Here is a 25,183-nt window from a genome sequence, read left to right on the forward strand (position 1 = left end):
GTTATCGGCGGTGGATAAGCTGGATTATTCCCATGTAGTCGAAAAGGATACACAGTGTTATGCCCCTGGATCGCAACGAGATACCTGCCAGTGAGGATGTATTTAGTGCCGCACAAAATATTGCAGGCATGGTACACGAGACCCCTCTGCTCAGCTCTCGGCAGCTGAGCGAGCTGACGGGCGCCAATTTGTGGTTTAAGTGTGAGCACTTGCAGAAAGTGGGTGCCTTTAAAGCGCGGGGCGCGGCTAATGCGCTTTCGCTGCTCCCAGACGGGGTCGAGGAAGTTGCCACCCATTCGTCCGGTAATCACGGTGCGGCGCTCGCCTGGGCAGCAGCCCAGCGGGGATTGGCCTGTACGGTGGTGATGCCCGAAACGGCTCCCAAGACAAAACGCATGGCGGTTGAGGGGTACGGTGCCAAAGTGGTGACTTCGGGCCCCAGCCTGGCTGATCGCGAATCCACTTTGGCAAAGGTACTTGAGGAAACTGGTGCGCACGAAGTCCCGCCCTATGACGATAAGCGCATTATTGCAGGGCAGGGCACCGTAGCCATGGAAGTGCTCAAGCAGAGCCGCGAACAGGGCTTTGCTCCAGACGTTATTGTGGCGCCAGTGGGAGGCGGTGGACTTTTGTCCGGCGTGGGATTGGCTATGGCTGCGCTTGCCCCCGATATCCTGGTAATTGGTGCGGAACCCGCCGGAGCGGATGATGCCCAGCGTTCACTGCGCGGTGGCGTTCATATCACCACACAACAGCCCGATACGATCGCCGATGGTCTGCGCACAACATTGGGCGGCAAAAATTACGCCGTTATTGAGCGCACGGTGCGGGATATTGTGACAGTCAGCGAAGCTGGTATCGTCAATGCGATGCGGCTATTGTGGACGCGAACCAAACAGCTGGTAGAACCGTCGGCTGCGGTGGGTCTCGCTGCGATCATTGAGCACAGCGCGCGCTTTCGCAATAAGAATGTCGTGGTTGTTCTGACCGGCGGAAATATGGATCTGGACAAAGTGGGCCCACTGCTGTCCAGTGAAGAAAACTAAAAGGGGAACTGGGATATGAGCCATTTATTGAAAAAGGGCGGCCGGGGTTTGGCCGGGCTGCTTTGTGCTGCTGCGCTGTCACTGACTGGAACCAACGCGATTGCTGAGAAGCTGACACTGTCATCCAGCTCCCTGCAAGCTGGAAAGAAAATGCCCATGGCTCATGTTTATGGCAGCTGCGGCGGTGAGAACCTGTCTCCCCAATTGAGTTGGAGTGGGGCACCGGAGGGCACAAAGAGTTTTGCTATTACCGCTTACGATCCCGACGCGCCTACCGGCAGTGGTTGGTGGCACTGGGTGGTATTTAATATCCCAGTGGATACGACCAATCTTCCGGAAGGGGCCGGTGACCTGAAAAACGGCCTGATTCCAGAAGCAGTGCAGGGGCGCAATGATTATGGTAATTCCGGTTACGGTGGTGCCTGCCCGCCCAAGGGGCACGGGGATCATCGCTATCGTTTTCGTGTCTATGCCTTGAAAGTGGAATCCCTGCCGCTGGATGAAAACACTTCTCCTGCTAAAGTTGGCTTCAATATCAATGCCAATAAGTTGGCCGAAGCGGAGCTGGAAGTTTTGTGGGGCCACTGAGTAAATAAACTAATTTAATACTCCGCTGCACAGGAACACCTGTTGCAGCGGCTGAGGCTCTGGAGGCCCGCGCTTGACCAACTTACAAAAACAAATGACATGGGGGCAAGCGCTGGCTGCTTATTTGAAGCCCCGTGTACTCACCATGTTTTTCCTCGGCTTTTCCGCCGGCCTCCCATTACTGCTGGTCTTCTCTACCTTGACTGCCTGGCTGCGGGACTACGGTGTCAGCCGTACCGCCATCGGGTTTTTTGCCTGGGTAGGGATTACCTTTTCGATCAAGGTTCTCTGGGCCCCTATTGTCGATCAGCTGCGTCTGCCTTTTTTCACGGACAAATTGGGCAAGCGTCGGGGCTGGATGCTGGTATCCCAAATCGGGATAGCGATTGGCCTGATAGGTATGGCCAGTGTAAATCCCCAGCTCTCCCTGATGCACGTGGCCCTGCTGGCCTTGTGGGTCGCTTTCTGTTCGGCCTCTCAAGATGTGGCGATTGATGCTTATCGAATTGAGGCCATGGATGACGATTATCAGGGCGCTATGGCTGCCAATTATGTATTTGGCTATCGGGTGGCAATGCTGATAGCCGGAGCGGGCGCCCTGTTTATTGCGGATATCTTTAGCTGGTCCGGTGCTTATCTTGCGATGGCTGGATTGATGGGAGTGGGCCTGATTACCACTCTGATTATTGCCGAGCCTGATCACAGCAAGGTAAACAAAGAAGCCGATGAGCTGCAAAGCGAGTGGGCCCAGCGCCTATTGGGCAAGGGGGAGCATGGTCGCATGAAGCAGTGGTTTATTCGCGCCGTGGCCTGCCCCTTTATCGAGTTTTTTCAGCGCAATGGCCGCTTCGCAATCATTTTGTTGCTATTTATTGGTATCTTCCGTTTAAGTGATATTGCGATGGGGGTGATGGCCAATCCTTTCTATTTGGATCTGGGCTTTACCAAAACGGAAATCGCTGAAATCAGTAAGCTGTTTGGCTTCTTCTGTACCATTATCGGTTCCTTTCTAGGCGGGCTTTTAGTGGTGCGATACGGTGTTGTGCGCCCGTTGATACTGGGTTCGGTTATGGTCGCCTGCACCAACCTGCTATTTGCCCAACTCGCTGTGATCGGTCCCGATAAAGCTTGGCTGGCGCTGGTAATTAGTGCGGACAACATCAGTGGAGGAATTGCCAATGCGATACTGATCGCGTTTCTCTCCAGTCTTGCCAATAAAGCTTATACCGCCACTCAATATGCTTTGTTTAGCTCCCTGATGACCTTGCCGGGGAAATTTATCAGTGGTTTTTCCGGCATAGTGGTGGATGCTCAGGGTTATGCCTACTTCTTTATTTATGCGGCGCTTATGGGAATTCCAGCCATTGCGCTGTCCATTTATTTTTGGCGCCGCGAGCAGCGCGACTGGCCGGGAGAAGAAGTGCAGCCGGGAGCGGGCACTACCTAAGGTTTACAGGGATGTTATTTCCTCTCTAAGAGTACATCCCGAATTCAGCTCTTTTCTAAATCCCTATGTCATATCAAAACTCTTCGCCGGGCATTCTGCCCGGCTTGTGTCTATGGTGGTTGTAAAGGTGAAACCCACCCCTCCATAGACTCGCCCTTATGTTTGATTGTGTGTCTGTTGCCTGTCGGGTCGGGTATCACTGGTAGACGATGCTCAGCGAATAAAAGCGACAAACTATGGCCCACGAAACCATCCGGGAGGCGGTGTTTAATCGGCGTATGCTGATTTGTATTGGCACCGGTTTCTCTTCGGGGATGCCTCTTTTTGTATTGATACAGTTGGTGCCCGCTTGGCTGCGTACCGAAGGCGTGGATCTGGCCACTATCGGTATTTTTGCATTGCTCGGATTACCCTATACGTGGAAATTTATCTGGTCTCCTCTGATGGAGCGCTACGCATTCCCGATGCTAGGCCGCCGGCGGGGCTGGATGCTGGTAATGCAGCTGTTACTGATTGTTTCCATTGGCGTCCTGGGGATGTTCAGTCCCCAGTTTGATATCTGGTCAATTGCCGCAATTTGCTTTGCCGTGGCTTTTTTTAGCGCCAGCCAGGATATAGTCCTGGATGCTTTCCGACGAGAGATTCTGCCAGACCAGGAGTTGGGCCTGGGCAATTCCTTTCACGCCAACGCCTATCGTATTTCCGGCTTGATTCCGGGATCCCTCAGCTTGATCCTGTCGGACCACCTGGCCTGGGACCAGGTGTTTATGATTACCGCGGCCTTTATGTTGATTGCCGTCTTTATGACCTTGATGGTGGCTGAGCCAGACCATCCAGCAGGTCGTCCTAAATCTTTGCGCGAGGCCATTGTTTTACCCTTCGTCGAATTCTTTAATCGCAATGGCGTAAAACAGGCGGTGCTCGTACTAGCTTTTATGTTTTTGTACAAGCTTGGCGATAGCATGGCTACGGCACTGGCGACGCCCTATTACCTGGATATGGGATATTCCAATACGGATATCGGCATAGTGGCAAAGAATGCCGGTTTGTGGCCTGCGGTAATTGGCGGCTTCTTTGGCGGCTTATTAATTGTAAAGATCGGGATTAATAAGTGCCTATGGATTTTCGGGGTGGTACAGCTGGTTTCAATTTTCGGATTTATGATTTTGTCTGAAGTGAATGGCGAGCTGGTGGGCACTCCAGATTTCAATCCTAGCCTCTGGCTATTGGCGATAGTAATTGCCTTTGAGTATCTCGGGGTGGGCTTGGGGACAGCGGTGTTTATTGCATTTATCGCCCGAACTACCAGCAAGTTGCACACCGCCACTCAATTTGCCTTGTTTACAGCGTTGACATCGCTCCCGCGCACCTTCGCCAATGCCTCCACTGGCTATTTGGTGGAGGGAATGGGGTGGACACATTTCTTTCTCCTGTGTGCCGTTCTGGCGGTGCCTGGAATGATCCTGTTATTTTGGGTCGCGCCCTGGGGGGCTGATGAGGTAGCGTAGTTTTCTGTCTGCGATTGGGGTTAAGGTTTCCAGCGGTATTTGCCCATATCCACTCGCCCTTTCAGCAGTATGACCCCCTCTCTTTCCAGTCTTTCACGCTGGCGGCTGGCGCCGGGTTCCGGCAGGGAGATGCGCCCCTGGGCGTTGATTACCCGGTGCCAGGGTAGTTTGGTACCCCGGGGTAGCTTACGCAGGGTCTGACCTGCAAGTCTTGCAGCGCGTGGGTAGCCGGCCATCTCAGCCAAGTCCCCGTAGGTGACAACCCGCCCTTTGGGGATCGCCGCCAAGGCTTGGCATATTCTTTCCAGGGAGTTCTGTTTTTCCATAAAAAGCTCTAAATATCGGCGAATTACGCCAACTGGGCGCAATTTTTTACTTTGTAATCTCCTGAAAATGAGATTTTTATTCGCCATTTATGGATACTTTACCAGCTCGCAAGGTCACAGTCCCCAGGGCGCGAAAGCCTCTGCTGTGACGGCGTGCCACATGATTCTAGTTGTGGCATCATGGTGCGATTGTTGAAGCTGTTTGCACCGTTCATACTCCTAAAAAAGTCCAAGGTTTCTTAGTGGTTTTATCGACACGACTCCCCAGGTTCTTTACTCGAACTCTCTTATTTCTTGTGCCCTTCCAGGCCTATGCCGGTGTGCTGACCCTGGAAAATGGCGATCGTATTCAGGGCGAGTTGGTGCTGGTAGAGAAGGATCAGGTCACTTGGAAGTCAGAGACTTTTGGTGAGGTTAAAGTCGACAAATCCAAAGTGGTGTCGATGGACATCGATACCGATATCAAAATTGCCGGCAGGGATGAACCCTGTACCTTAGCCGGCCACCGCCAGGAGCGTTGGGAAGTGTACTGCGCTGAAGGGCGCGGTTGGCTGATCGATTTCCCCGGTATTGAGCGGGCAGAACCCTACAGCACATTTACCACCAGTCCGGTGTTATTCAGCGGTGATGTTACCGCCGGGGGCGTATTTGAGAGCGGTAACCGTGAGCGTGAAGACCTCGATGCCAGTATAAACTTGGATATCCGCCATGGAGATTTTAACCACTTGATGGGGGCGGTTTACCAGAACCAGGAAAGTGAAGAAGACGGTGACCTGGAAAAATACCAGCTCAATTATGATCTTCGCTGGATATTTGCTGAGAAGTGGTTTGCCGCGGCTAATAGTGAGCTGGAAAGGGAGGAGGCTCAGAACTTAGACCTGGGAACTACGCTCGGTCTCGGTATGGGTTATCTGTTTTACGATACCAGTAAAACCACTTTTTCCCTCGAAGGTGGTGTGAGTAGCCTGCATGAGAGCTTTATCGATGAAGAGTTGAGTGAAGACCAGGATGAGCGCTATGTCGCCGGTCGAATTGCACTTAACTACCGCTACAAGTTTTCCCTTGGGCCGGAAATTTATTTCGACCAGGAAACCTTACAATCCTTTGATCACAGTAACGACTACGAAGCTAACGCCAAGCTGGGGGTGCGCACACCGCTGGTTGAAGGCGTGCTGATGGAGATCGGTTACGAGTGGCAGTACGACAATACGCCCTCCCTGGAAAGTGAAAAAGAAGATACCAAAGTGACCGTTGGTGTCGGTTACGAATGGTAATTCCCCCTCGAGCCTGCATAGGGCAGGATCGAAGGCAGTCATAAACGATAAATCTAAAAAACGAGCGACGACGAGGAGTTCAATATGCAAATCGCTGACAGTATTGTTGCGATTACCGGTGCGGGCCAGGGGTTGGGCCGAGCTATGGCCGAGTATCTGGCTGCGCGAGGCGCCCGCCTGGCCCTGATCGATGTTAATGAGGAAGGCCTGAAAGACAGCGTTGCAGCTTGTGAAAAGCTCGGTGCAGAGGCTCGCAGCTACTTGATCAATGTTGCCGATGAGGAAGCGGTGGACTCCGGTTTTGCGAAAATCGCAGCAGACTTTGGCGGACTCCAGGTTCTGGTTAATAACGCCGGCATTATGCGCGATGGCATGTTGCTCAAGTGTAAAGACGGCAAAGTGACAGATCGCATGTCCCTGGCACAGTGGCAGTCTGTGATCGATGTGAATCTTACCGGTGTATTCCTTTGTGGCCGTGCTGCTGCGGGCATTATGGCGGAAAGCGGTAAGGGTGGGGTGATGGTCAATATCTCCAGTTTGTCCCGTGCGGGCAATATGGGGCAGACCAACTACTCCGCCAGTAAAGCGGGTGTTGCAGCGATGACGGTATCCTGGGCACGCGAACTGGCGCGCTACGGCGTGCGTGTTGCCGGGATTGCCCCGGGTTTTATCGGCACCGATATGGTTGCGCAAATGCGCCCTGAGATTCTTGAGAGTCTGGTAAAACAAGTGCCACTGCGCAGGTTGGGTGAGCAGGATGAGATCGCCTCGACAGTAGCGTTTATTCTGGAGAACGACTACGTCACCGGTCGAGTGATAGATATTGATGGCGGAGCCCGCTTGTAAGCTTCCCTCTTCCCCAGCATAAAAAGGGTGAACTGAGTTCACCCTTTTTTGATTCTGTAATTAGTTTCTGGATTTACAGCAAATAGTGCTTTAACTCAAACGCGTAACACCATCGGCGCGGAACTTCGAATACATTAGCTGCCATAGCTGAAGTGTGCGCCCCCGGAATGCACCGGCGTAAGATAGTAGATAGTAGCGCCACATCCTGTAGAAGCGCTGGCCGTAGCGATCGGCAAAGCGCGGCCAGTTTTTCTCAAAGTTTTCATGCCAGGCCATCAGGGTTTTATCGTAGTAGTATCCAAAGTTGTGCAGGTCTTCGCACACTAGCAAGCGATCTGTCGCGTCGCCCAGCTGTCCTACCGAAGGTAGCTCACCACCTGGGAATATATATTTTTCTGTCCACAAGTCCGTAGATGCGGTGCGCTGGTTGTTGCCGATCGTATGTAACATCATCAACCCATCTTTGTTCAGACAGCGCGCTGTTGTTTCCATAAATGTTCGGTAGTTCTTGCGGCCGACATGCTCAAACATCCCTACGCTGGCGATGCGGTCGAAGGGTTCTTTGAGTTCTCTATAGTCCTGAAGGCGAACAGTAATTGGCAGTTCACCATAGCGCTCTGTCACATAGGCTTTTTGCTCTCGGGAAATCGTAATCCCAACACACTCCACTTGATACTTTTGCGCGGCATAGCTAACCAGGCTGCCCCAGCCACAGCCAATATCCAGCAAGCGCATCCCGGGTTTCAATTCCAGCTTGCGGCAAATCAGGTCCAGCTTGGCTTCCTGGGCTTGGTCGAGGGTGTTAGCCTCTTTCCAATAGCCGCAGCTGTACGTAAGCCGATTGTCGAGCATGGCACTATAGAATTCGTTGCCCAGATCGTAGTGTTGCTCTCCCACATTAAACGAGCGGTTTTTGCTCTGTAGATTCACCAGATAGCTGCGTGTGGCGCGCCAAAAGTAGCGCCAGTTCTTGATACTGTGATGAATCTCAGCACTGAGTAACCGGTGGAAGAATTGATCCAGGTCTTGGACATCCCAATCGCCGCGCATATAGGACTCGCCCAGGCCCAAGCTGTGCCGGGCGATGACCTCATCAAGGGCTGCTTCCCGATGAAGTTGCAGGTCCCAGGGTCTTTCCCCGTTAATTTGAATGTCCGCTTTCGCCAATATATCGTCCACTAAGTGGCGACTGCGTCCGATGGCTGGCACTTCTATAGCATCCTGTTGCTCGCTTGCCATTCAATCCTTCCTCTCTCCAGTTACTGTGGGGTGGAATAAGGCGCCCTTGAATAATTTGCCTCCCCACTCCATTTACTACAGCATATTGAAAAAACCGTGATCGTCCCGGCTCTCAGCGAAGCTGGTTAACTAGGAATTTCCGCAATGCGCCCATTATTACTTCTATTTATAGCCCTACCTGTACTCGAAATGTGGGTGTTGATTGCCGTAGGGAGTGAAATTGGCGCCCTGCCAACGATCGGCCTGGTCATTTTGACCGCAGTGGTAGGAGTGACACTGCTTCGCCGCCAGGGAATCTCTACCCTGATGCGGGCCCAGGAGAAGATGCAGGCTGGAAATATTCCCGCCAAAGAGATGGTTGAAGGGATATTCCTCGCGGTGGGTGGTGTGCTGTTGCTCACCCCGGGCTTTATCACTGATTTCTTCGGCTTTATCTGCCTGATTCCGGGGCTCAGGAACCTGTTGCTCGGTTTTATCCTTCGCCACGTCAAGGTGGTTCCCCCGCAGAATTTTAACCAGCCGCCAAACCACAAGCGTGGTGACGACATTATCGAGGGGGAGTATTCGAAAGATGAGAAGCGCCCCGGAGAGAATCAACACTCCGTTGAAGATAAGCGCCCCAAGCACTGATTGGGTTAAAAAATATACAAAATGTCAGCGATGAGAATTTGCTTTGCAGTTTTTTCACCTGATGGTGTTGAAATCCTTATTCCCGCCCATAGATAGGGTTCAACTGAGAATTAAGCCCCGCCTCTGAGGATCAGAGAGGGGTGAGGTTACCGGCCCAAAGGGCCAGTGCCGCCCATGTTGGAAACCATTAAAACGACTCAATGGAGAACTTATCCATGAAAATTCGTCCTTTACACGACCGCGTCGTAGTACGCCGTAAGGAAGAAGAAGCGATGTCAGCTGGCGGTATCGTGCTGCCAGGCGCTGCCAAAGAAAAGCCGAACCAAGGTGAAGTGGTAGCCGTGGGTGAGGGCAAGCAGCTGGACAATGGCGACGTTCGCGCACTGTCTGTGAAGGTAGGTGACACTGTTGTTTTCGGTCGCTATGCCGACAGCAATACCCTCAAGGTGGAAGGCGAAGAGCTGATCATCATGAGCGAAGGTGACATCTACGGCGTGTTGGAAGGCTAAGGCCAGCCTTTAACTTTACTCGCAAAAAGAATTTGAGGAATAAGAATCATGGCAGCTAAAGACGTAATTTTTGGTGACGACGCTCGTCAGAAAATGCTGAAAGGCGTAAACATCCTGGCAGACGCTGTAAAAACTACCCTGGGTCCTAAAGGCCGCAACGTAGTTCTGGACAAGTCCTTCGGCGCTCCTACCGTAACCAAAGACGGTGTTTCCGTAGCGAAAGAAATCGAGCTGAGCGACAAGTTCGAAAACATGGGCGCACAGATGGTTAAAGAAGTTGCTTCCAAAGCTTCTGACACCGCTGGTGACGGCACCACCACCGCTACCGTTCTGGCCCAGGCTATCGTAACTGAAGGCCTGAAATCCGTAGCCGCTGGCTTCAACCCAATGGACCTGAAGCGCGGTATCGACAAAGCGGTAACCGCAGCTGTTGACCACATTGCTGGCCTGTCCACTCCTTGTGCTGATACCAAGTCTATCGCTCAGGTAGGTACTATCTCCGCTAACAGCGACGAGAGCGTTGGTACCATCATCGCTGAAGCCATGGAAAAAGTTGGCAAAGAAGGCGTTATCACTGTTGAAGAAGGTTCCGGCCTGGAAAACGAGCTGGACGTAGTAGAAGGCATGCAGTTCGACCGCGGCTACCTGTCTCCTTACTTCATCACCAACCAAGAGAACATGACTGCCGAGCTGGACAATCCGTTCATCCTGCTGGTAGACAAGAAAATCTCCAACATCCGCGACCTGCTGCCCCTGCTGGAGCAAGTAGCTAAAGCTTCCAAGCCGCTGCTGATCATCGCTGAAGACGTAGAAGGCGAAGCACTGGCAACTCTGGTTGTTAACAGCATGCGCGGCATCGTTAAAGTTGCTGCTGTTAAAGCACCTGGTTTCGGCGACCGTCGTAAAGCCATGCTGCAGGACATCGCTATCCTGACTGGCGGCACCGTGATTTCTGAAGAAGTTGGCCTGGAGCTGGAAGGTACCACTCTGGAGCACCTGGGTACTGCTAAGCGCGTAACCCTGTCCAAAGAAAACACTGTAATCGTTGACGGCGCTGGCAATGTTAAAGACATCGAAGCTCGCGTTAGCCAGATCCGTGCACAGATCGAAGAGTCCTCTTCCGACTACGACAAAGAGAAGCTGCAAGAGCGCGTAGCCAAGCTGGCTGGCGGTGTTGCGGTAATCAAAGTAGGCGCCGCTACTGAAGTGGAAATGAAAGAGAAGAAAGCCCGCGTTGAAGACGCGCTGCACGCTACCCGCGCCGCAGTAGAGGAAGGCGTAGTACCTGGCGGTGGTACCGCTCTGGTTCGCGCTACCCAGGTTATCTCTGTAACTGGCGACAACGAAGACCAGAACCACGGCATCGCAGCAGCCCTGCGCGCTATGGAAATGCCTCTGCGTCAAATCGTTTCCAACGCTGGTGACGAAGCTTCCGTAGTTGTTGACAAGATCAAGCAAGGCGAAGGCAACTTTGGTTACAACGCTGCTACTGGTGAGTACGGCGATATGCTGGAAATGGGTATCCTGGACCCAGCTAAAGTAACCCGCTCTGCTCTGCAAGCGGCAGCTTCTATCGCTGGCCTGATGATCACCACCGAAGCCATGGTTGCAGAAATTCCGGAAGACAAGCCGGCTGCTCCTGACATGAGCGGTATGGGTGGCATGGGCGGTATGGGCGGCATGATGTAAGCCGGCCTTTAGCCTATCTAAAAAGCCCCGCAATTGCGGGGCTTTTTTTTGCCTTGTTGAAAGTGGTTTACTGGGGGCAGATTTATCCAAGGTGTGAATTGGCGTAGATGAGAGCACTTAACTGCTGGAACTTGGTGTGATACAGGGCAGCAGTAAAATCGAGTGGAGCAGGGCTGGTAAGTGATGGTGAATCTGACTTAAGTTGAAATAACAAATATAGAATGAAATCGGTGCGGAAATATGGATATCTACGAAATGGTCGAGTCGGGAGATTTGACAGTACCTGAGTGTGCGAAAACTCTGGGATTTGAGTTAATAAGCTATTCACGTGAAAAAATGGAGATCAAAGCCCGATTTTTTGCCAGTGAGTCATTCTTAAACCCTGCGGGAACAATACAGGGTGGGTTTCTATGTGCAATGCTCGACGACGTAATGGGTCCTGCACTTGTATTTTCACTGAATATTGGTCAGTTTGCTCCGACATTAGAGCTAAAGACTCAATTTGTTCGCCCAGCTAAAGTGGGGCCAGTTGAGGGTGTTGGCAGAGTTGTATCTAGAGGTGGAACTGTCTGCTTTCTGGAAGGAGAGCTTCTTCAAGAGGGGAAACTAATTGCTAGGGCAACCGCTACCGCTTTAATAAAGGGACAAAATTTATAAATCCTTGATGAAGGATGTGATGTTTTCTGAGGTAAAAATGAGTTTTGAACAAGGCATATATAGCTCCCCGGAAAGTGAGCTTTGCCCGGAGGGAAATAAGCGGGTTAGGTTGGGGAGCGCTCTTTCTATATTGGGTACTGCTCTTCAAACCCCGATTATTGTGTTCTTTTATTTGGGAATGTTGGGTTTTTGGGAAACTTCTCAGATCGCCCAATCACTTGATACATCCCCTGAAGTAATGGCAGGCATGATGAGCCAATCCCTCTCTAATTTTGTTATAGGAGGTCTATTGTCTGCTCCAGGCTTGTTGATTTCCTGTACTGCTTTGTTTTTATCGTCTTTTCGAGCTAAGTGGTTATTCTGGTATTCTTTAATACTCTCACTGATTTGGATTGGCTCTTTTCCGTTTGGGACATTATTTGGTTTGATATATCTGTTAATAATTTTGATTAAACGAAAATCGTAAATGCAGATTTGATCCATTTTTTATTCTGATTTTTTAAGTGAAGTGAAATAAATGTTAGACACTATTTGGGATTATTTTCAGCAGCGAGAAATCGATGATGCGAGATATCGAGCTCAAAATGCAAAGCAGATGGCCGCTAACCTGGAACTGGAAGTCGGTGATATTCAGGGACGTATAGATACATTAGTGTTGGCGAATCAGGCTATGTGGGAGCTTTTATCGGAAAAATTAGGGGTAACCGAGGCCGAACTTATTGAAAAAATGGGGCAGATTGATCTGCGAGATGGTAAGCGCGATGGAAAAATAACAACTGGTAACCTGAAAGAATGCCCTTCCTGTGGCCATAAGGTGAGAAAACAAAGGGCCAACTGCTATTGGTGTGGAAAAGATTTACTAGTATCTAGCCACTTTGGTGGTTGATAGAGGCGAGAAGGTTTTTAGATCAAAGTTTTTTAAGTACTTTACTGAACTACAAACCTAGCTTTCTGGTTTTTTAAAAAGCAGGACTTACGGGTGTTGGATATGGATGGGCTTCGAAAAAAAATTTTGTGGGGCTGCATGGGTTTTCTTGTGATTACAGGTGTTGCTCTTGGTGGTTCTCCATTTTTCTTATCCTTGTTTCCAAGCTCATTAGCAGATAGGGAATATTTTTTATATATAGATCTTGATGATATTGGAGAAGATGCCATGATCTCCCTAGATTGGTCGTGGTATCGTTTAATTATTGTTAAGCCAAGAGATGAAGTTCTAGAGCAACTTGATGTTTTAGTTGAACCTGAAAAATATGGAAAGCAGCCACCTAAAGCTCAGGAGCGACTAGATCGTGAAATAAAAGTGTTTATGCTTCAAGTGAACTCTGAGGATGGTGTACCTAGGCTAGCCGAGCGTGATTACTATCGCTCAATAATCCCATGTTCTGAATTTACGTATTTGTCAGAGGGTATTTCTATTGAGGGGCAGGACTTAGCTGGGGCGCTACAGTGTGTTGAGAGTGAGTGGGAGAGTTGGGAGAAGTATATGATCTTTGACCTCAATGGTAGGAGTCAATCCTGGTACATTGCTGACCTAGATGTTCCCAGCTACTCCGTCGAGGACAATACCTTAATTATTGGTAAGAGGAAGTAGGGGTAAAACCTTTTTCTTTTAAATAATTTGACTCTAAGGCCGACACTCTACTAATCAATGATGTCACGATTGGATAGTCACTTGGCATCATCGGATTCTTAGTTGGCGCCTTCTGATCATATACTGATTTCAAGATTAACGCTTGGGAGACAGATAGATGGAAACGGCACTTATTACTGGGGCCTCTGGTGGCATCGGCCTTGAACTGGCCAGGATACATGCATCTAAGGGTGGCAACTTGGTTCTGGTTGCCCGGTCTGAAGGGAAGCTTTCTGCACTCAAACAGCAGCTGGAGAAGGAATTTGGTATCCAGGCAATGGTTATTGCCGAGGACCTTTCTGACCCCATGTCCGCGCAGAGAATTTTTGAGCGAACCCAAAGTGAGGGTGTGGAGATTGGCACTCTAATTAACAATGCGGGTTTTGGTGGTCATGGTCTTTTCCATCAGAGGGATTTGGAAGCTGAGCAGGGTATGATGCAGGTGAATATGGTTTCCCTTACCAATCTCACCCACCTGTATTTAAAGGGGATGGTTGGCCGCAATAATGGACATATTCTTAATGTTTCATCTACAGCCTCTTTTATTCCCGGCCCTTTACAGGCGGTTTACTACGCAACAAAAGCCTATGTAACATCATTCAGCCAGGCACTGGCTGAGGAATTGAAAGGCACAGGTGTAACAGTAACGGCTTTGTGCCCCGGTGCTGTTGCAACAGGGTTTGTTGCGGCTGGTGACCTTCAGGGTGTCGATATTTGGAAAAATGCCCGTTCGGCTGAGTCTGTTGCCAGATGTGGCTATCAGGCAATGGAGCGGGGAGATCTGGTTGCTTTTAATGAGACACGGCTCAAGTTGTTTCTGAATTGGATAATGCCTTTACTGCCCCGTAAAATGGTACTGAAGTTTTCCCGTCAGACGATGGAAAAGTCTTAATTGCAGGCAGGTCCGGTAATGATCAAACGTGCAGCGAAATTCCTGGTACCTCCCAGCTGGAAGTTGATATTACACGATATGAATATCGATACAGCGCTGGCTCTTGCCTATGCCGGGTTACCTGCGGATCTGTTACAGCGGGAGGCTGTGACACTCACTCCGGTGGAATATTTCCGTTTCTGGTGTGGTATCGATCAGGCCTCTAAGGATCGGCCACTACCACTTTTACTGGCGGAGCACCTTTCGGCTGAGTCGTTTGACCCTCCCATATTTGCGAGCCTGTGCAGTGCAAATCTGAATCAAGCTCTACTGCGGATACAGCAATACAAACCACTGATCGGTCCCATGGAATTGCACTTGGATATTACTGATGAGTACACCAAGCTCAATTTAGAGTGCTATGGAAGTGATGGGAATATCCCTGAAGCTTTGGGCCTGAGCGAATTTATTTTCTATATCCGCCTGGCTCGGTTGGGAACCCGGGAGGAAATTCAACCATTGGAATTGGCACTACCGCAGCTGCCTGAAGATCAAACGCCTTATCGGGAGTTTTTTGGTTGTTCAATTAAGCAGTCCGACCGGGTGAGAATTTGTTTCTCAGCACAAGATGCACAAAAACCATTTCTGACTGCCAATGCCCCTATGTGGGATTTCTTTGAAGGTAAATTGAGCCAACAGCTCAAGGATTTGGATAGCGAAGCCACAATGGGGGAGCGGGTAGGTTCAGTATTGATGGAGTTACTACCGGCCGGAGAGAGTTCTGTCGAAGCGGTGTCTGAACGCTTGGCTATCAGTAAAAGGACTTTACAGCGGAAACTGGGGGAGGAAAATCAATCCTTCCAGGCAGTATTACAGGGAGTTAGATCAAGTTTGGCCGATCACTACCTCGCCAAGTCCAGCCTTCATTTGGGTGAGATTTCTTTTATGCTGGGATTTAAAGAACCCAATTCATTTATTCGGGCCTACCGGGGCTGGAAAGGAATGACACCATTGCAATACCGGGACTCTATTCACTGAATAGATCCCTTAGTTAAAAAACCAATGTTTGCATATCACTGTAAATTTTTGTGACCAGTTTGGACCTAGAGGTTTAGGGAGCCTCTGAATAACTCCATGATACCTCTGGCATGCAGAGCGGTTCACAATCAAGGCGCGGCTTCGCAGGAATGTCTAGACCTTTCAAGAAGTCGCAACGCGGAGTGTGAATCGCTCTGAATGCCCCGAAGGGCGGGCCTTGAAGGCCGCAGAGGCATTACGGAGTTACTCAGAGGCTCCTTAGTTTTAACATTTAAACAGCGATTAATTGGCTGGCCGGTCAGCAATAATTATTCCGTTGTCCGGATTCACTTCCAGAGCCCTCAATTCTCCTCCGTAGACCGCCTGGATTTTCCATCTTCCGCCCACAAATTCGATATGCGTGATGGGGTTGAACCCTAGACCATGCAGTTTCGCTTTAATAGTGGATAAGTCCAAGGCAATGACCGAGGGTTCTGCTCCGTAAAGGTCGGGGCTGTCGTAGATGGGGGCGGGTTTATTGGGATCGAGGCCGGGGGGGATTGGGTTAGTGAGATTGCCAACCAAAGCTATGGCGGTAAGAAAAATCATCTACGGCTCCATACTGCTAACAAGCCATAGTATTAGTTTGGACTAGGGATTATCGCAGTGCCAGCGGGCTGTAGTGATTTCGATCTGACCTGAGCGCGATTATAGCAGTGGATGACCCGGCTACAGGATGTAGCCGGGCCATAAAAATACTAGCGGGTAAGTTTTAGCATAAAGTCGATAACACGAGTTGAGAGTTTGCCATAGGGAGGCCGCAGTAATTTTAATAGATCGATTGGGCCCTGATAGAAGATGGGGCGAAGTTTAGAGAAGGTCAAAAATCCCTCGTAGCCATGGTAGTGACCCATACCGCTTTCACCAACGCCGCCAAATGGAATATCGTGCTGACCAACGTGCAGTACACAATTATTTACCGACACGCCCCCAGACATTACTTTTTTGATATATAAATCTTGTAAGGTTTTGTCGTGAGTGTAAGGGTAAATCGCCAGGGGCCTGGGGCGAGCATTAATATAATCAATAATTTCCTCTGGCTTGGAGTAAGTGATAATCGGCAATAGCGGGCCAAAAATCTCACGCTGCATTGCCAGCATCTCGCTGTCTACGTTGGTCAGGATATGTGGAGGAAATTTTCGCAGTTTATTGTCCCTATCCAATTTGCCAGCACTTAAATCTATGGCATTAGCACCCTTAGCCTTGGCGTCATCCAGGGTTGCCCAGATTCGCTGGTAAGATGTGTCGTCGATAATAGAAGTGTAATCCTGGCCATCTAAGTCGGGGTAGCGCTTCTGAACATAATGTTTTGCGTGCTCGATAAACTCTTCGAGATGCTCCTCCGGCAAGAAAAGATAATCCACGTTGACACAGATCTGCCCGGCGTTTACCAGCTTCCAGTAAATTAGTTGCTCGGCGGCTTTCTTAACCGGGTAATCCGAGCCAACAATTGCCGGTGATTTACCTCCAAGCTCCAATGTGACTGGAGTTAGGTTTTCTGCGGCGGAGCGCATTACTGCACGACCGGTATTACTGGAGCCAGTAAAGATTAAGTGATCGAATTTAAGGCTGGAAAATACCGGGCCTATTTCATCGGCATCGGGAATAAAAACCAGCTTTTCTTCCGGGAAGTATTGTTCACAGACTTTACTGAGTAATTCTGCAAGGTGCTTGGAATTGGTGGACATCTTGACCATCGCCTGATTGCCTGCGGCGAAAATATTGGTCAGTGGTGAAAAGCTTAAGTTTATTGGGAAGTTCCACGGCACTATGACGCCAATTACCCCCAGAGGTTGTGGGACCACACGATTTTTAGAGAGGGGATAGGATTTAAAATCTGTATGGCGCCCCCTGGGTTTCATCCACTTCTTTAGGCGCTTGATAGTCTCTTTAATGCCGGAGAGCGCTGGGTAGATATCGTAGAGCAGTATCTCTTCCCTGGCTCGATTGCCGTAGTCGTTACTAATTGCCTGGATAATGGATTCCTGCTGTTCACGCAGGAGCTGGGCAAGGGTTCTAAGATCCTGCACACGTTGCTGATAGCTGGGAGCCGGGTTGGCCAGGTAGGCACTGCGCTGTTTGTCCAGATAGTTTTGCAGTACCGCTTTGTCTGCATCCTGCCGGGTCAGGGTTTGTGTTGTCATTTTATTATCCTGTGGCGTTGATCTCAGAAAGACTAAACGAAATTGAATCGGAGTGATTGACCAATCCGGTAAATTCCTTTGATGATCGGAGAACAAATTTTATCCGGGGAATGGCCAAGTTTGTTTTGCCATCGCAATTTATGGCGCGGATTACATCACTATGTTCAAGCAGAATAGGTTGGGGCCGGCTTTGGCAGCCGGCCCTGTCAGGATAGCTCGGAATGAGGACAGTAATCCTTAATCGTTGTCCGGTTTTTCCGACAAAACTTCCGCAGAGTTGGGGTCTACGTGCAAGTCGTACTTTTGGTCACCCTTATAGGCTTCAATCTTCCACTTACCCTTGTCCAGATCGACCTCAACAATTGGGGTGTAGCCCTGCTGTTCCAATTTGGTCAATACGGTGGAAAGGGCCATAGCTCCGGGTGGGGGCTTTTCTTTGGCGAGTGCATAGGGTAGTGCTGTTGCGGCGATAAAGGCCAGCAACAACTTGCTGATAGGTTGCATGGTGCTATTACCTCGCTGTCTATTTGCTAAATCGCAGTATCCTATGAATCAAATCTTCCCTTAACCGAGCGATCGGTATTTCCAAACTGTAAAATAAAAACTGATACGTTTGCGTTTGGTCTCCAGGCACTTACAACGGGTTTTGTGGGCTGCCCTGGGTAAGGTGCTTCTGGATTGCCTCGCACCACTCCATTCCTCCGGGTTTGAGACCGTTGGTATTGGCTCTGCTGAGCCGGGTGATGGCTGTGAACCATTCCTCACTACCGGTAGTCGGCATACCGGACGGGTATAGTTTCGCCATATCGCCATTTTGCTGGGCAAGCACTTGCTGTTGAACCCAGGCAAACCATTCCGGGGTGCATATAGCTGCAGCTTTCTTTTCCGCTTCCGCTCCATTGCCCGGTGGGGCAATGGGCTCCTTCATGGCGCTGGTAGCCGACTCATCTGCAGGAGGGGTTGCAGGTGACTTGGAGTCCTTCGGGCCCCCACAGCTGCAGAGGACAAAGATCAGTGCTATTAAAGGGCCAAAGCGGTACATAGGACCTCTATGGGTGGCGGTATCAAGCCTAAGCATAGGAGGAAATTGACGACTTTGCCTTATCGCCTTAGGTCATATGTATTTTTATTGACATTGCCATTAAATCAAATGAGAATGTTTCTCGTTTAATCCAAGGGTGATCTACGATAATGTCTACCAGAGCTCTATTTCAAAAAGTGCTGGCTGTAGCCGGCTTGTTGGGTGCTGTGGGTGCCAGTGCGGCCGAGCAGGTAAATATCTACTCCTACCGACAGCCTTTCCTTATAGAGCCGATCTTAAAGGAGTTCACCGAGAAAACCGGTATTGAGGCCAAAGTGGTCTACGCCAGCAAAGGCTTGAACGAGCGTTTGCAAAGGGAAGGGCGCAACAGCCCCGCTGACCTGGTCCTGACTTCCAATACCAGCAGCCTGATGGATCTGCTTAATAAGCAGCTGACCCAACCGGTAAGCAGTGAAATCCTGGAAGACAATATCCCATCACAATTTCGCGATAAGGCTGGCAACTGGTTCGGCCTGACCACCCGGGCGCGTTTGATCTACTCCTCCAAAGACCGCGTTAAGCCCGGTGAAATTACTCGCTACGAAGAGTTGGTAGACCCTAAGTGGAAGGGCCGAATCTGTACTCGTAGCGGCAAGCACCCCTATACCCTGTCCCTGATCGCCTCCATGATCGCCCATCATGGTGAAGCAGAAACCAAAGAGTGGCTGCAAGGTGTGAAAGCGAATCTGGCGCGTAAGCCCCAGGGTAATGACCGCGCTCAGGTTAAAGCTATTAGCGAAGGTGTCTGCGACCTTTCCCTGGGTAACAGCTACTACTTCGGTAAAATGATTACCAATAAGGAGCAGCCGGAGCAGGTTGATTGGGCCAAGTCTGTAAACCTGGTCTTCCCTAACCAGAAAGATCGCGGTACCCATATGTTTATTTCCGGTGCGGCGCTGACCAAGCACGCCCCCAACCGTGAAAATGCCGTTAAGCTGCTGGAATTCCTCAGCGGCGCCGATGCTCAATACTCTTACGCTGAGAAAAACTTTGAGTTCCCGGTACGTCCTGGCACTGCCCGCTCTGAGTTGATTAAGGAGTATATGGGTGAGTTTAAGGAAGACGATCTGAGTCTCACGGAGATCGGTTCCTACGTTCCAGCGGCTTCCCGTATGGTTGATGAAGTACGCTTTGACTTTTAGAATGGTTAACTGAATGGGAATTGCTGCCGAGTAATTGACAGCACTATCTCAGCCTTATTCGAACGGCCCTGTCGAGAGACCAGGGCCGTTCTTTTATAATGAGCTTTTGATTCCTTAATCCATGCTAAACCGAGCCAACTTATCAGCTTCCCGCTGGCTGCTACTGGTAGCTACTATTTCCCTACTGGTAGCCCTGCCAGTGCTATCCATTTTTTGGTTGGCATTTTTCCCTGAAGAAAATATCTGGCCGCACTTGGTGGACACGGTGTTGTTTCACTATGTGTCCTCCACTTTGATTCTGGCTGGCGGTGTCGGTTTGGTAACGCTGATAACAGGCGTGGGCAGTGCTTGGCTGGTGAGCATGTGCCAGTTCCCCGGGCGTCGTTTGTTTGAGTGGGGGCTGTTATTGCCGTTTGCTGTTCCCGCCTATGTGATTGCCTACGTTTACACGGACTTGCTGGAATATGCGGGCCCTGTGCAAAAGTCCCTGCGCGCCTGGTTTGGTTGGCAGACATCCAGGGATTATTGGTTCCCAGAGATCCGTAGCATGGGTGGGGCGATAGCCATGCTGTCACTGGTGCTCTTCCCCTATGTCTATATGCTCGCGCGAGCAGCCTTTATCGAGCAGTGCGGCAGTATACGTGCCGCGAGCCGGTCATTGGGCTGTACGCCCTGGCAGAGCTTCTTGCGCGTATCCCTGCCAATGGCACGCCCGGCAATTGCGGTGGGCTTATCACTGGTGTTGATGGAAACCCTGAATGATTTCGGCACTGTGGACTTCTTTGCCGTACGCACCTTGAGTGTCGGGATTTACGATACCTGGTTGAGCCACGGTAATTTAGGAGGCGCGGCGCAAATTGCCTGTAGCACTCTGATTTTTGTTGTTCTGTTAATTACGCTGGAGCGAATGGGGCGGGCGAGACAGAAGCACTTTGTACAATCGCCAAATTCCCAGCGTGAACGCTATGTATTGCGCGGCTGGCGATCCGGTGTCGCCCTGTTGTTCTGCGGGTTACTGTTGGTGGCCGGTTTTATTATTCCCCTGCTGGTTCTGGGAGGTTACGCATTTAGCAACTTCTCCAGTTACTGGAGCGAAGATTTTATACAGATCGCCAGCAATAGCTTGTTGCTGTCAATCACAGCGGCACTGGTCTCTGTACTGCTGGGCTTGCTGTTGGCTTACGGTAAGCGACTGCAACCCAAAAGATCCGTACGGGTCTTGGTCGGCTTTTCCAAGCTGGGTTATGCAATGCCCGGGGCAGTACTGGCGATTGGTGTCCTGATTCCCCTGGCCGCTTTTGATAATGCGGTGGATGGTTTTTTACGTGAACACTTTGATATCTCCATAGGGCTGCTGTTAAGCGGCAGTATTTCCGCCATTATTTTTGCCTACACGGTGCGCTTCCTGGCAGTGTCCACAGGGGCCATAGAATCCAGCCTGGAGAAAGTAACCCCTTCAATGGATCGCGCTGCCCGCTCCCTGGGACGCAATAGCTGGCAAACCCTGTGGGCTGTACATCTACCTTTGGTGCGTACAGGTCTACTAACGGGTGGCTTGGTGGTCTTTGTGGATTGTATGAAAGAACTGCCGGCGACTTTGTTACTGCGCCCCTTTGGCTTTGACACCCTGGCGACTTATGTTTACCAGTTTGCTTCCGATGAGATGCTGGAACGCTCGGCCCTGGGGGCTTTATTGATTGTCCTGGTGGGGTTGATACCGGTGATTTTACTAAGCCGTTCCATTGGTTGGCGCAGAGGTGAGGAGCGCACAGCCGTGGCGGACTCAGAAGCGCCCGCCCTGTCCTGATAGCTTTTATCGGGCCTGGTCAAACACCAGAGCAGAGGAAAGGTGCAGGGGAAGTTTATCACCGGGAGCCGCTTGAACATCTGCATTCAAAGCGGCCTCGACAGTTTCCCCTGCAACTAACTGAAAGCGATAGCTCACCTGGTTGCCGAGAAAATTCTTTTCCACAACCTGAGCCATCACAGCACCGGGATGTTCGCCTGCGGCAATATCCTCACTGCGCACAAACAGTTCGAGCTGATCTCCACTTTCGTATGCAGCTGTCGGCACCTTCACTTCCCCCAGAGGGGTACTGATCAGGCCATTGCCCACAACAGTACCGGAAATGATACTCCCTTCACTAACAATCCTTGCAACTGCCAAGTTTCTAGGTGTTTGATAAGTGTCTTGAGGGCTGTCCCACTGCTGTAATTGGCCTTGGCTGAGTACTCCCAGCTTATCTCCGGCAATAAAAGCCTCATGGCGGTCGTGGGTAACAATAATTGCAGGGATCTTCTCTTCGCGCAGTATATGGCGGACTTCGGCGGCGAGACTACGGCGCAACTCGGTATCCAGGTTGGAGAAGGGTTCATCCAGGAGTAACAGCTTGGGACGTGGTGCCAGTGCCCGAGCCAGAGCGACACGCTGCTGCTGACCGCCAGAGAGCTGATGTGGGTACTGTTGCCCAAAGCCTTCCAGACGCACTAACTTTAGCAAAGACTGGGTGCGGGATTGCCGCTTGCTTTTCGGCATTGACTGGATACCGAAGGCAATATTCTGTTCAACGGTAAGGTGTGGGAAGAGGGCGTAGTCCTGAAATACCACCCCAATATTCCGTTGCTCTGCGGGAATCTGTAATTCAGGAGAAGAGATTACTTCTCCAGATAGCTGAATATTCCCCTCAGCGATTGGCTGGAAGCCGGCAATGGCATGTAGCAGAGTTGTCTTACCGCAGCCGCTAGGGCCCAACAAACAGGCAATTTCTCCCGCTTGTAAAGCAAAGGAAACCGATTCGATAACTACCTGCTCATCGTAGCGGCATTGCAGGTTTTCTATAGAGAGTATAGGGAGCACGGGTTTTCCGGTAGTTTGGCCTGTAAACGATTAGGGCAGCTTTCGGGTTCATAGTTATCACTACACTAACCGGTAGCCAGTCCAGAGTGAAGTATACTTTTAGCTGTGCAGTAGTGTTGGATGTTTTTTAGACGAGTGAATCATCTAAACACTCGCCATCAACCTCGTATACTAAGGTATCCATTCTCGTGGATATTGAAATCTCGCCTGTTCCGGATTCACAGTGCTCAGCTGAATAGTAACGATATTTGATTTTAAGATAAGCCGGCCCAACTCCGATTATACCATCAGCCCCCGCATTTGGTGCATGTATCGGACTATGAGTGATCTCGAGAGAAGATAACGATACATTTCTTACATTAAATTTTTCAGGGAGGGATATCTTCACGGGTCGTTCATCAATACTGAGGTCGATATAACTAACGGAATCATCGTCTGGTGTGAGGGAAATTTGCAGCGAAAATTCTTTGAAGGGGCTAATTAAACTTCCGCTTACTCTTGTGTTTAGAATCTCGGCATAGAGATCTTGAGTTGTATACGCTATAGCAGGTGAAATAGCAAAAATTAATACAGGTAGGTACTTTATCAAGTGAACTGCCTAGCGCTTACTGACAACGATATGTACTAGTGCGTTGCTTTATTGCCAAGCATTTTTGTCACTCTTGGAACTTCCCCCCAGCAATCGCCGAAAAAGCCCGGAGAAAATATCTGCAACGATATCCTCTTTGTTGATAATGTCTTTTTCTCTTAGGTTCTCGGCCTTTCTGTCTAGTTGTGTAGCCATAGAATAGTTATTGCGGACCCTAGCTTCCTCTGCTTGAGCTTCAAGTTCGTTAGCTCTCGCGTTTCTTTCATATATGTTTGGGGTTGAGGCACACCCGGAAATAAATAAAACGGACAGTATAAAAAATAAACTCTTCATGTTCGGTAAAATAAATTCGAGTTTCATAAAATTATGACTGGTAGGTGTTGGCCTGTATAGGATTACCAGCAATATACCCTAGTAGCGAACTAAATGCTGGGCTTCTGATAATCAAAGCCCAGTGTAGTTGGCACGCTGACCGCATTTAAAATCCGCGTGTAAGCTATAAGGCAACCCTATTGATTTTCTATTAGCATGGACCTTTACGCATTCTCATTGTACTTCCGCGAACCATTTCAACTTTGCTTGGGGTAACTGATAAAAGTTTATGTGTCCCAACATTTGACATTATCAGCTTGTCGTCTTCAACAGACCAAGTGCCATCCTGCTTCCAAAAACTATCGACCCACTTATAGGAGCCATCTTTCTTGAAAGTAATTGTGACATTTTCAGCAGCGACATTTCCTGCTGCTTCTTGTTCGTAAAAGCACCAAGCACCATTAAGTTCATTTGCCTCGTAGGCATTGGTAACTTGTGAAGTTGAAGCAATAATAATTGCTAGTACAATTTTCTTCATTTTATATTCCTTTTAGTTTAAGGTTTCCAGTTTTCAGGTTTGATTTATATGGCCTTGAGGTTGGTTCCCCGCCTAATTATATACAGCATTAAACTTGACCAAATATTTAACGCGAAGTGACTAGGTGCTGTAATATAGCTTTCTATTATATTTTCCTTTGTCCTATCTCAAGTACATGCTCATGAGAATAGAATAAAATTTTGTTTGAATCATTGTGCAGAACTATTGCATCATCTCTGGCAGGCATAAATATATCCTGCCAAGCATCAAGGAAGATACTGGTTGCTAGAATAAAAACTTCATTCTCGCTAAATACCACCTGAACTGTTCCCTCAGTGTTGAAATTACTCTTTAGCCAAGCGTCTGTAATGGTATTACTCTCAATCTTAAGTCTAAAAATTGATTCAACGACTTCACTATTTAGCCCATAGAAGTCGGTCGCACAGTATTTGGCTGTAAAATCGTAAGCATTTTTGGCGTTCTTAGAATTAAGCCATCGAACACTTAAGTTGAGTCTTTCTATTTCAGCTTTTCGATATTTCATTTCGATGCACAAAATAGTACGAGTGCACTAATACGAGGACGTACTAACGTACAGGGCGGCAAGGAAGTGAATTGATTGGGCATAACCCGCCTCATCAGGTATTTGATTTTGCTTTTAGAGTAAGAAAGTACCCTGCTATGAACGAAGGTACCAAAACTATATTCGATGCTATTTCATACCAAATGGGGTACTCTTTATCTAGATTCGATGGAGATTGTCCAATATAGTACATAAAACCACCATACATGGCTGCGACTAATATCGCATTTACTATATTTGGACTTCCCGATATTTGAGCCGATAAGTAAATACCAATAACAATACCAACAAATATTGTGAACAATGAATATACCAAAGGCTCAACTGAGGTCATCAGTATATCCATTGGGGCCTTATCAACAATAAGGTAAGAGAATATAAAAATACTAAAGAATGAGAGAACCATTATTGTAACTAGCGCAACAATAAATCCAACGAATATACCAACTAAACTTTTAAATGCTACTTTCAATTTATCTATCCTAGCTAAGAACATATCCATATTTGGAGCAGTAGGAGTATTCTGCTACAAAGTGGTGAAAATTATAGCCTATTTTATCTTCAAAATTCACAAACCAAATGTGACATACTCCAAAAATA

Annotated in this window: 29 protein-coding genes; 16 read left to right on the forward strand and 13 right to left on the reverse strand. The window is 49.3% G+C overall.

The genetic code is table 11. The features are described from left to right. Positions 1-59: 59 nt before the first annotated feature. The 4 genes from ACG1BZ_RS05385 to ACG1BZ_RS05400 all read left to right on the forward strand — a co-directional run bounded on the left by ACG1BZ_RS05385 (position 60) and on the right by ACG1BZ_RS05400 (position 4,589). Positions 60-1,046 carry a threonine/serine dehydratase gene (locus ACG1BZ_RS05385; RefSeq protein ID WP_413664713.1) on the forward strand — a complete coding sequence of 329 codons (987 nt, stop codon included), beginning with the start codon at positions 60-62 and terminating at the stop codon, positions 1,044-1,046. 15 nt (positions 1,047-1,061) lie between these two features. After that, positions 1,062-1,634, forward strand: a complete 573-nt coding sequence (locus tag ACG1BZ_RS05390; RefSeq protein ID WP_413664714.1) for a YbhB/YbcL family Raf kinase inhibitor-like protein — start codon at positions 1,062-1,064, stop codon at positions 1,632-1,634. A gap of 73 nt (positions 1,635-1,707) precedes the next feature. Beyond that, positions 1,708-3,081, forward strand: a complete 1,374-nt coding sequence (locus ACG1BZ_RS05395; protein ID WP_413664715.1) for an AmpG family muropeptide MFS transporter — start codon at positions 1,708-1,710, stop codon at positions 3,079-3,081. A gap of 236 nt (positions 3,082-3,317) precedes the next feature. Next, entirely contained in the window at positions 3,318-4,589 is a 1,272-nt protein-coding gene (locus tag ACG1BZ_RS05400; RefSeq protein WP_413664716.1) for an AmpG family muropeptide MFS transporter, read from the forward strand. A 20-nt stretch (positions 4,590-4,609) separates the two neighbouring features. Here the strand turns inward: ACG1BZ_RS05400 and ACG1BZ_RS05405 are convergent, their stop codons facing one another. Then, the gene (locus ACG1BZ_RS05405) at positions 4,610-4,915 is read right to left on the reverse strand and encodes an MGMT family protein (protein ID WP_413664717.1); all 306 of its coding nucleotides are present in this window, start codon (positions 4,913-4,915) and stop codon (positions 4,610-4,612) included. A 242-nt stretch (positions 4,916-5,157) separates the two neighbouring features. On the opposite strand from ACG1BZ_RS05405, the gene ACG1BZ_RS05410 reads away from it, so the two are divergent. Beyond that, entirely contained in the window at positions 5,158-6,189 is a 1,032-nt protein-coding gene (locus ACG1BZ_RS05410; protein WP_413664718.1) for a DUF481 domain-containing protein, read from the forward strand. 84 nt (positions 6,190-6,273) lie between these two features. Next, positions 6,274-7,035: an SDR family oxidoreductase gene (locus tag ACG1BZ_RS05415; RefSeq protein WP_413664719.1), complete on the forward strand. Its 762-nt coding sequence runs from the start codon at positions 6,274-6,276 to the stop codon at positions 7,033-7,035. A 90-nt stretch (positions 7,036-7,125) separates the two neighbouring features. Here ACG1BZ_RS05415 and cfa read toward each other — a convergent pair whose 3' ends face one another. Then, positions 7,126-8,274, reverse strand: coding sequence for a cyclopropane fatty acyl phospholipid synthase (gene cfa / locus ACG1BZ_RS05420; RefSeq protein ID WP_413664720.1), 1,149 nt, complete (start codon positions 8,272-8,274; stop codon positions 7,126-7,128). Positions 8,275-8,418: 144 nt separating this feature from the next. On the opposite strand from cfa, the gene ACG1BZ_RS05425 reads away from it, so the two are divergent. The 4 genes from ACG1BZ_RS05425 (at position 8,419) to ACG1BZ_RS05440 (ending at position 11,759) form a co-directional block, all read left to right on the forward strand. Then, complete coding sequence (locus ACG1BZ_RS05425) at positions 8,419-8,904, forward strand: FxsA family protein (RefSeq protein ID WP_413664721.1); 486 nt, start codon at positions 8,419-8,421, stop codon at positions 8,902-8,904. 215 nt (positions 8,905-9,119) lie between these two features. Then, entirely contained in the window at positions 9,120-9,413 is a 294-nt protein-coding gene (groES, locus tag ACG1BZ_RS05430; protein ID WP_020412315.1) for a co-chaperone GroES, read from the forward strand. A gap of 48 nt (positions 9,414-9,461) precedes the next feature. After that, the gene (groL, locus tag ACG1BZ_RS05435; RefSeq protein WP_108732154.1) at positions 9,462-11,102 is read left to right on the forward strand and encodes a chaperonin GroEL; all 1,641 of its coding nucleotides are present in this window, start codon (positions 9,462-9,464) and stop codon (positions 11,100-11,102) included. 240 nt (positions 11,103-11,342) lie between these two features. Continuing rightward, positions 11,343-11,759, forward strand: a complete 417-nt coding sequence (locus tag ACG1BZ_RS05440; RefSeq protein WP_413664722.1) for a PaaI family thioesterase — start codon at positions 11,343-11,345, stop codon at positions 11,757-11,759. Between the two features lie 201 nt (positions 11,760-11,960). Here ACG1BZ_RS05440 and ACG1BZ_RS05445 read toward each other — a convergent pair whose 3' ends face one another. Beyond that, positions 11,961-12,242, reverse strand: coding sequence for a hypothetical protein (locus tag ACG1BZ_RS05445; RefSeq protein ID WP_413664723.1), 282 nt, complete (start codon positions 12,240-12,242; stop codon positions 11,961-11,963). A 34-nt stretch (positions 12,243-12,276) separates the two neighbouring features. Here ACG1BZ_RS05445 and ACG1BZ_RS05450 point away from each other — a divergent pair, with 34 nt between their 5' ends. From ACG1BZ_RS05450 to ACG1BZ_RS05465, 4 genes are all read left to right on the forward strand, one after another. After that, a complete protein-coding gene (locus tag ACG1BZ_RS05450; protein WP_413664724.1) occupies positions 12,277-12,645 on the forward strand; it encodes a zinc ribbon domain-containing protein in 369 nt (122 codons plus the stop codon). Positions 12,646-12,747: 102 nt separating this feature from the next. After that, positions 12,748-13,350, forward strand: coding sequence for a hypothetical protein (locus ACG1BZ_RS05455; RefSeq protein ID WP_413664725.1), 603 nt, complete (start codon positions 12,748-12,750; stop codon positions 13,348-13,350). 157 nt (positions 13,351-13,507) lie between these two features. Then, positions 13,508-14,281, forward strand: a complete 774-nt coding sequence (locus ACG1BZ_RS05460) for an SDR family NAD(P)-dependent oxidoreductase (protein ID WP_413664726.1) — start codon at positions 13,508-13,510, stop codon at positions 14,279-14,281. Positions 14,282-14,299: 18 nt separating this feature from the next. Beyond that, positions 14,300-15,298 carry an AraC family transcriptional regulator ligand-binding domain-containing protein gene (locus ACG1BZ_RS05465; RefSeq protein ID WP_413664727.1) on the forward strand — a complete coding sequence of 333 codons (999 nt, stop codon included), beginning with the start codon at positions 14,300-14,302 and terminating at the stop codon, positions 15,296-15,298. 282 nt (positions 15,299-15,580) lie between these two features. Here the strand turns inward: ACG1BZ_RS05465 and ACG1BZ_RS05470 are convergent, their stop codons facing one another. The 4 genes from ACG1BZ_RS05470 to ACG1BZ_RS05485 all read right to left on the reverse strand — a co-directional run bounded on the left by ACG1BZ_RS05470 (position 15,581) and on the right by ACG1BZ_RS05485 (position 18,523). Next, complete coding sequence (locus tag ACG1BZ_RS05470; RefSeq protein WP_413664728.1) at positions 15,581-15,886, reverse strand: hypothetical protein; 306 nt, start codon at positions 15,884-15,886, stop codon at positions 15,581-15,583. A gap of 149 nt (positions 15,887-16,035) precedes the next feature. Next, positions 16,036-17,481 (reverse strand): coniferyl aldehyde dehydrogenase, encoded by a 1,446-nt coding sequence (locus ACG1BZ_RS05475; protein WP_413664729.1) that lies wholly within the window; start codon positions 17,479-17,481, stop codon positions 16,036-16,038. 237 nt (positions 17,482-17,718) lie between these two features. Beyond that, the gene (locus ACG1BZ_RS05480; protein ID WP_282931601.1) at positions 17,719-17,985 is read right to left on the reverse strand and encodes a PepSY domain-containing protein; all 267 of its coding nucleotides are present in this window, start codon (positions 17,983-17,985) and stop codon (positions 17,719-17,721) included. Positions 17,986-18,115: 130 nt separating this feature from the next. Then, a complete protein-coding gene (locus ACG1BZ_RS05485) occupies positions 18,116-18,523 on the reverse strand; it encodes a hypothetical protein (RefSeq protein WP_413664730.1) in 408 nt (135 codons plus the stop codon). Between the two features lie 149 nt (positions 18,524-18,672). Between ACG1BZ_RS05485 and ACG1BZ_RS05490 the strand changes: the two genes are divergently transcribed. After that, the gene (locus tag ACG1BZ_RS05490) at positions 18,673-19,704 is read left to right on the forward strand and encodes a Fe(3+) ABC transporter substrate-binding protein (protein WP_413664731.1); all 1,032 of its coding nucleotides are present in this window, start codon (positions 18,673-18,675) and stop codon (positions 19,702-19,704) included. Positions 19,705-19,825: 121 nt separating this feature from the next. Beyond that, a complete protein-coding gene (locus tag ACG1BZ_RS05495; protein ID WP_413664732.1) occupies positions 19,826-21,511 on the forward strand; it encodes an ABC transporter permease in 1,686 nt (561 codons plus the stop codon). Between the two features lie 6 nt (positions 21,512-21,517). On the opposite strand, the gene ACG1BZ_RS05500 is transcribed toward ACG1BZ_RS05495, so the two are convergent. The 6 genes from ACG1BZ_RS05500 to ACG1BZ_RS05525 all read right to left on the reverse strand — a co-directional run bounded on the left by ACG1BZ_RS05500 (position 21,518) and on the right by ACG1BZ_RS05525 (position 25,055). Next, entirely contained in the window at positions 21,518-22,561 is a 1,044-nt protein-coding gene (locus tag ACG1BZ_RS05500; RefSeq protein ID WP_413664733.1) for an ABC transporter ATP-binding protein, read from the reverse strand. Between the two features lie 127 nt (positions 22,562-22,688). Beyond that, entirely contained in the window at positions 22,689-23,150 is a 462-nt protein-coding gene (locus ACG1BZ_RS05505) for a hypothetical protein (protein ID WP_413664734.1), read from the reverse strand. 48 nt (positions 23,151-23,198) lie between these two features. After that, entirely contained in the window at positions 23,199-23,510 is a 312-nt protein-coding gene (locus tag ACG1BZ_RS05510; protein ID WP_413664735.1) for a hypothetical protein, read from the reverse strand. A 163-nt stretch (positions 23,511-23,673) separates the two neighbouring features. Next, complete coding sequence (locus ACG1BZ_RS05515; protein WP_413664736.1) at positions 23,674-24,000, reverse strand: hypothetical protein; 327 nt, start codon at positions 23,998-24,000, stop codon at positions 23,674-23,676. Between the two features lie 145 nt (positions 24,001-24,145). Further along, the gene (locus tag ACG1BZ_RS05520) at positions 24,146-24,544 is read right to left on the reverse strand and encodes a hypothetical protein (protein WP_413664737.1); all 399 of its coding nucleotides are present in this window, start codon (positions 24,542-24,544) and stop codon (positions 24,146-24,148) included. Between the two features lie 94 nt (positions 24,545-24,638). Further along, positions 24,639-25,055, reverse strand: coding sequence for a hypothetical protein (locus ACG1BZ_RS05525; RefSeq protein WP_413664738.1), 417 nt, complete (start codon positions 25,053-25,055; stop codon positions 24,639-24,641). Between the last annotated feature and the right edge of the window lie 128 nt (positions 25,056-25,183).

Origin of the sequence: Microbulbifer sp. CNSA002 (genome assembly GCF_047324085.1) — a bacterium.
Taxonomy (GTDB): Bacteria; Pseudomonadota; Gammaproteobacteria; order Pseudomonadales; family Cellvibrionaceae; genus Microbulbifer.

What these genes read in the sequence shown, in the direction of transcription:
- ACG1BZ_RS05385 (WP_413664713.1), top strand. Translation starts at nt 60, where the DNA reads ATGCCCCTGGATCGCAACGAGATACCTGCCAGTGAGGATGTATTTAGT.
- ACG1BZ_RS05390 (WP_413664714.1), top strand. Translation starts at nt 1,062, where the DNA reads ATGAGCCATTTATTGAAAAAGGGCGGCCGGGGTTTGGCCGGGCTGCTT.
- ACG1BZ_RS05400 (WP_413664716.1), top strand. Translation starts at nt 3,318, where the DNA reads ATGGCCCACGAAACCATCCGGGAGGCGGTGTTTAATCGGCGTATGCTG.
- ACG1BZ_RS05405 (WP_413664717.1), bottom strand. Translation starts at nt 4,915, where the DNA reads ATGGAAAAACAGAACTCCCTGGAAAGAATATGCCAAGCCTTGGCGGCG.
- ACG1BZ_RS05415 (WP_413664719.1), top strand. Translation starts at nt 6,274, where the DNA reads ATGCAAATCGCTGACAGTATTGTTGCGATTACCGGTGCGGGCCAGGGG.
- cfa (WP_413664720.1), bottom strand. Translation starts at nt 8,274, where the DNA reads ATGGCAAGCGAGCAACAGGATGCTATAGAAGTGCCAGCCATCGGACGC.
- ACG1BZ_RS05425 (WP_413664721.1), top strand. Translation starts at nt 8,419, where the DNA reads ATGCGCCCATTATTACTTCTATTTATAGCCCTACCTGTACTCGAAATG.
- groES (WP_020412315.1), top strand. Translation starts at nt 9,120, where the DNA reads ATGAAAATTCGTCCTTTACACGACCGCGTCGTAGTACGCCGTAAGGAA.
- groL (WP_108732154.1), top strand. Translation starts at nt 9,462, where the DNA reads ATGGCAGCTAAAGACGTAATTTTTGGTGACGACGCTCGTCAGAAAATG.
- ACG1BZ_RS05440 (WP_413664722.1), top strand. Translation starts at nt 11,343, where the DNA reads ATGGATATCTACGAAATGGTCGAGTCGGGAGATTTGACAGTACCTGAG.
- ACG1BZ_RS05445 (WP_413664723.1), bottom strand. Translation starts at nt 12,242, where the DNA reads ATGGATCAAATCTGCATTTACGATTTTCGTTTAATCAAAATTATTAAC.
- ACG1BZ_RS05450 (WP_413664724.1), top strand. Translation starts at nt 12,277, where the DNA reads ATGTTAGACACTATTTGGGATTATTTTCAGCAGCGAGAAATCGATGAT.
- ACG1BZ_RS05455 (WP_413664725.1), top strand. Translation starts at nt 12,748, where the DNA reads ATGGATGGGCTTCGAAAAAAAATTTTGTGGGGCTGCATGGGTTTTCTT.
- ACG1BZ_RS05460 (WP_413664726.1), top strand. Translation starts at nt 13,508, where the DNA reads ATGGAAACGGCACTTATTACTGGGGCCTCTGGTGGCATCGGCCTTGAA.
- ACG1BZ_RS05465 (WP_413664727.1), top strand. Translation starts at nt 14,300, where the DNA reads ATGATCAAACGTGCAGCGAAATTCCTGGTACCTCCCAGCTGGAAGTTG.
- ACG1BZ_RS05470 (WP_413664728.1), bottom strand. Translation starts at nt 15,886, where the DNA reads ATGATTTTTCTTACCGCCATAGCTTTGGTTGGCAATCTCACTAACCCA.
- ACG1BZ_RS05475 (WP_413664729.1), bottom strand. Translation starts at nt 17,481, where the DNA reads ATGACAACACAAACCCTGACCCGGCAGGATGCAGACAAAGCGGTACTG.
- ACG1BZ_RS05480 (WP_282931601.1), bottom strand. Translation starts at nt 17,985, where the DNA reads ATGCAACCTATCAGCAAGTTGTTGCTGGCCTTTATCGCCGCAACAGCA.
- ACG1BZ_RS05485 (WP_413664730.1), bottom strand. Translation starts at nt 18,523, where the DNA reads ATGTACCGCTTTGGCCCTTTAATAGCACTGATCTTTGTCCTCTGCAGC.
- ACG1BZ_RS05490 (WP_413664731.1), top strand. Translation starts at nt 18,673, where the DNA reads ATGTCTACCAGAGCTCTATTTCAAAAAGTGCTGGCTGTAGCCGGCTTG.
- ACG1BZ_RS05495 (WP_413664732.1), top strand. Translation starts at nt 19,826, where the DNA reads ATGCTAAACCGAGCCAACTTATCAGCTTCCCGCTGGCTGCTACTGGTA.
- ACG1BZ_RS05510 (WP_413664735.1), bottom strand. Translation starts at nt 23,510, where the DNA reads ATGAAACTCGAATTTATTTTACCGAACATGAAGAGTTTATTTTTTATA.
- ACG1BZ_RS05515 (WP_413664736.1), bottom strand. Translation starts at nt 24,000, where the DNA reads ATGAAGAAAATTGTACTAGCAATTATTATTGCTTCAACTTCACAAGTT.
- ACG1BZ_RS05520 (WP_413664737.1), bottom strand. Translation starts at nt 24,544, where the DNA reads ATGAAATATCGAAAAGCTGAAATAGAAAGACTCAACTTAAGTGTTCGA.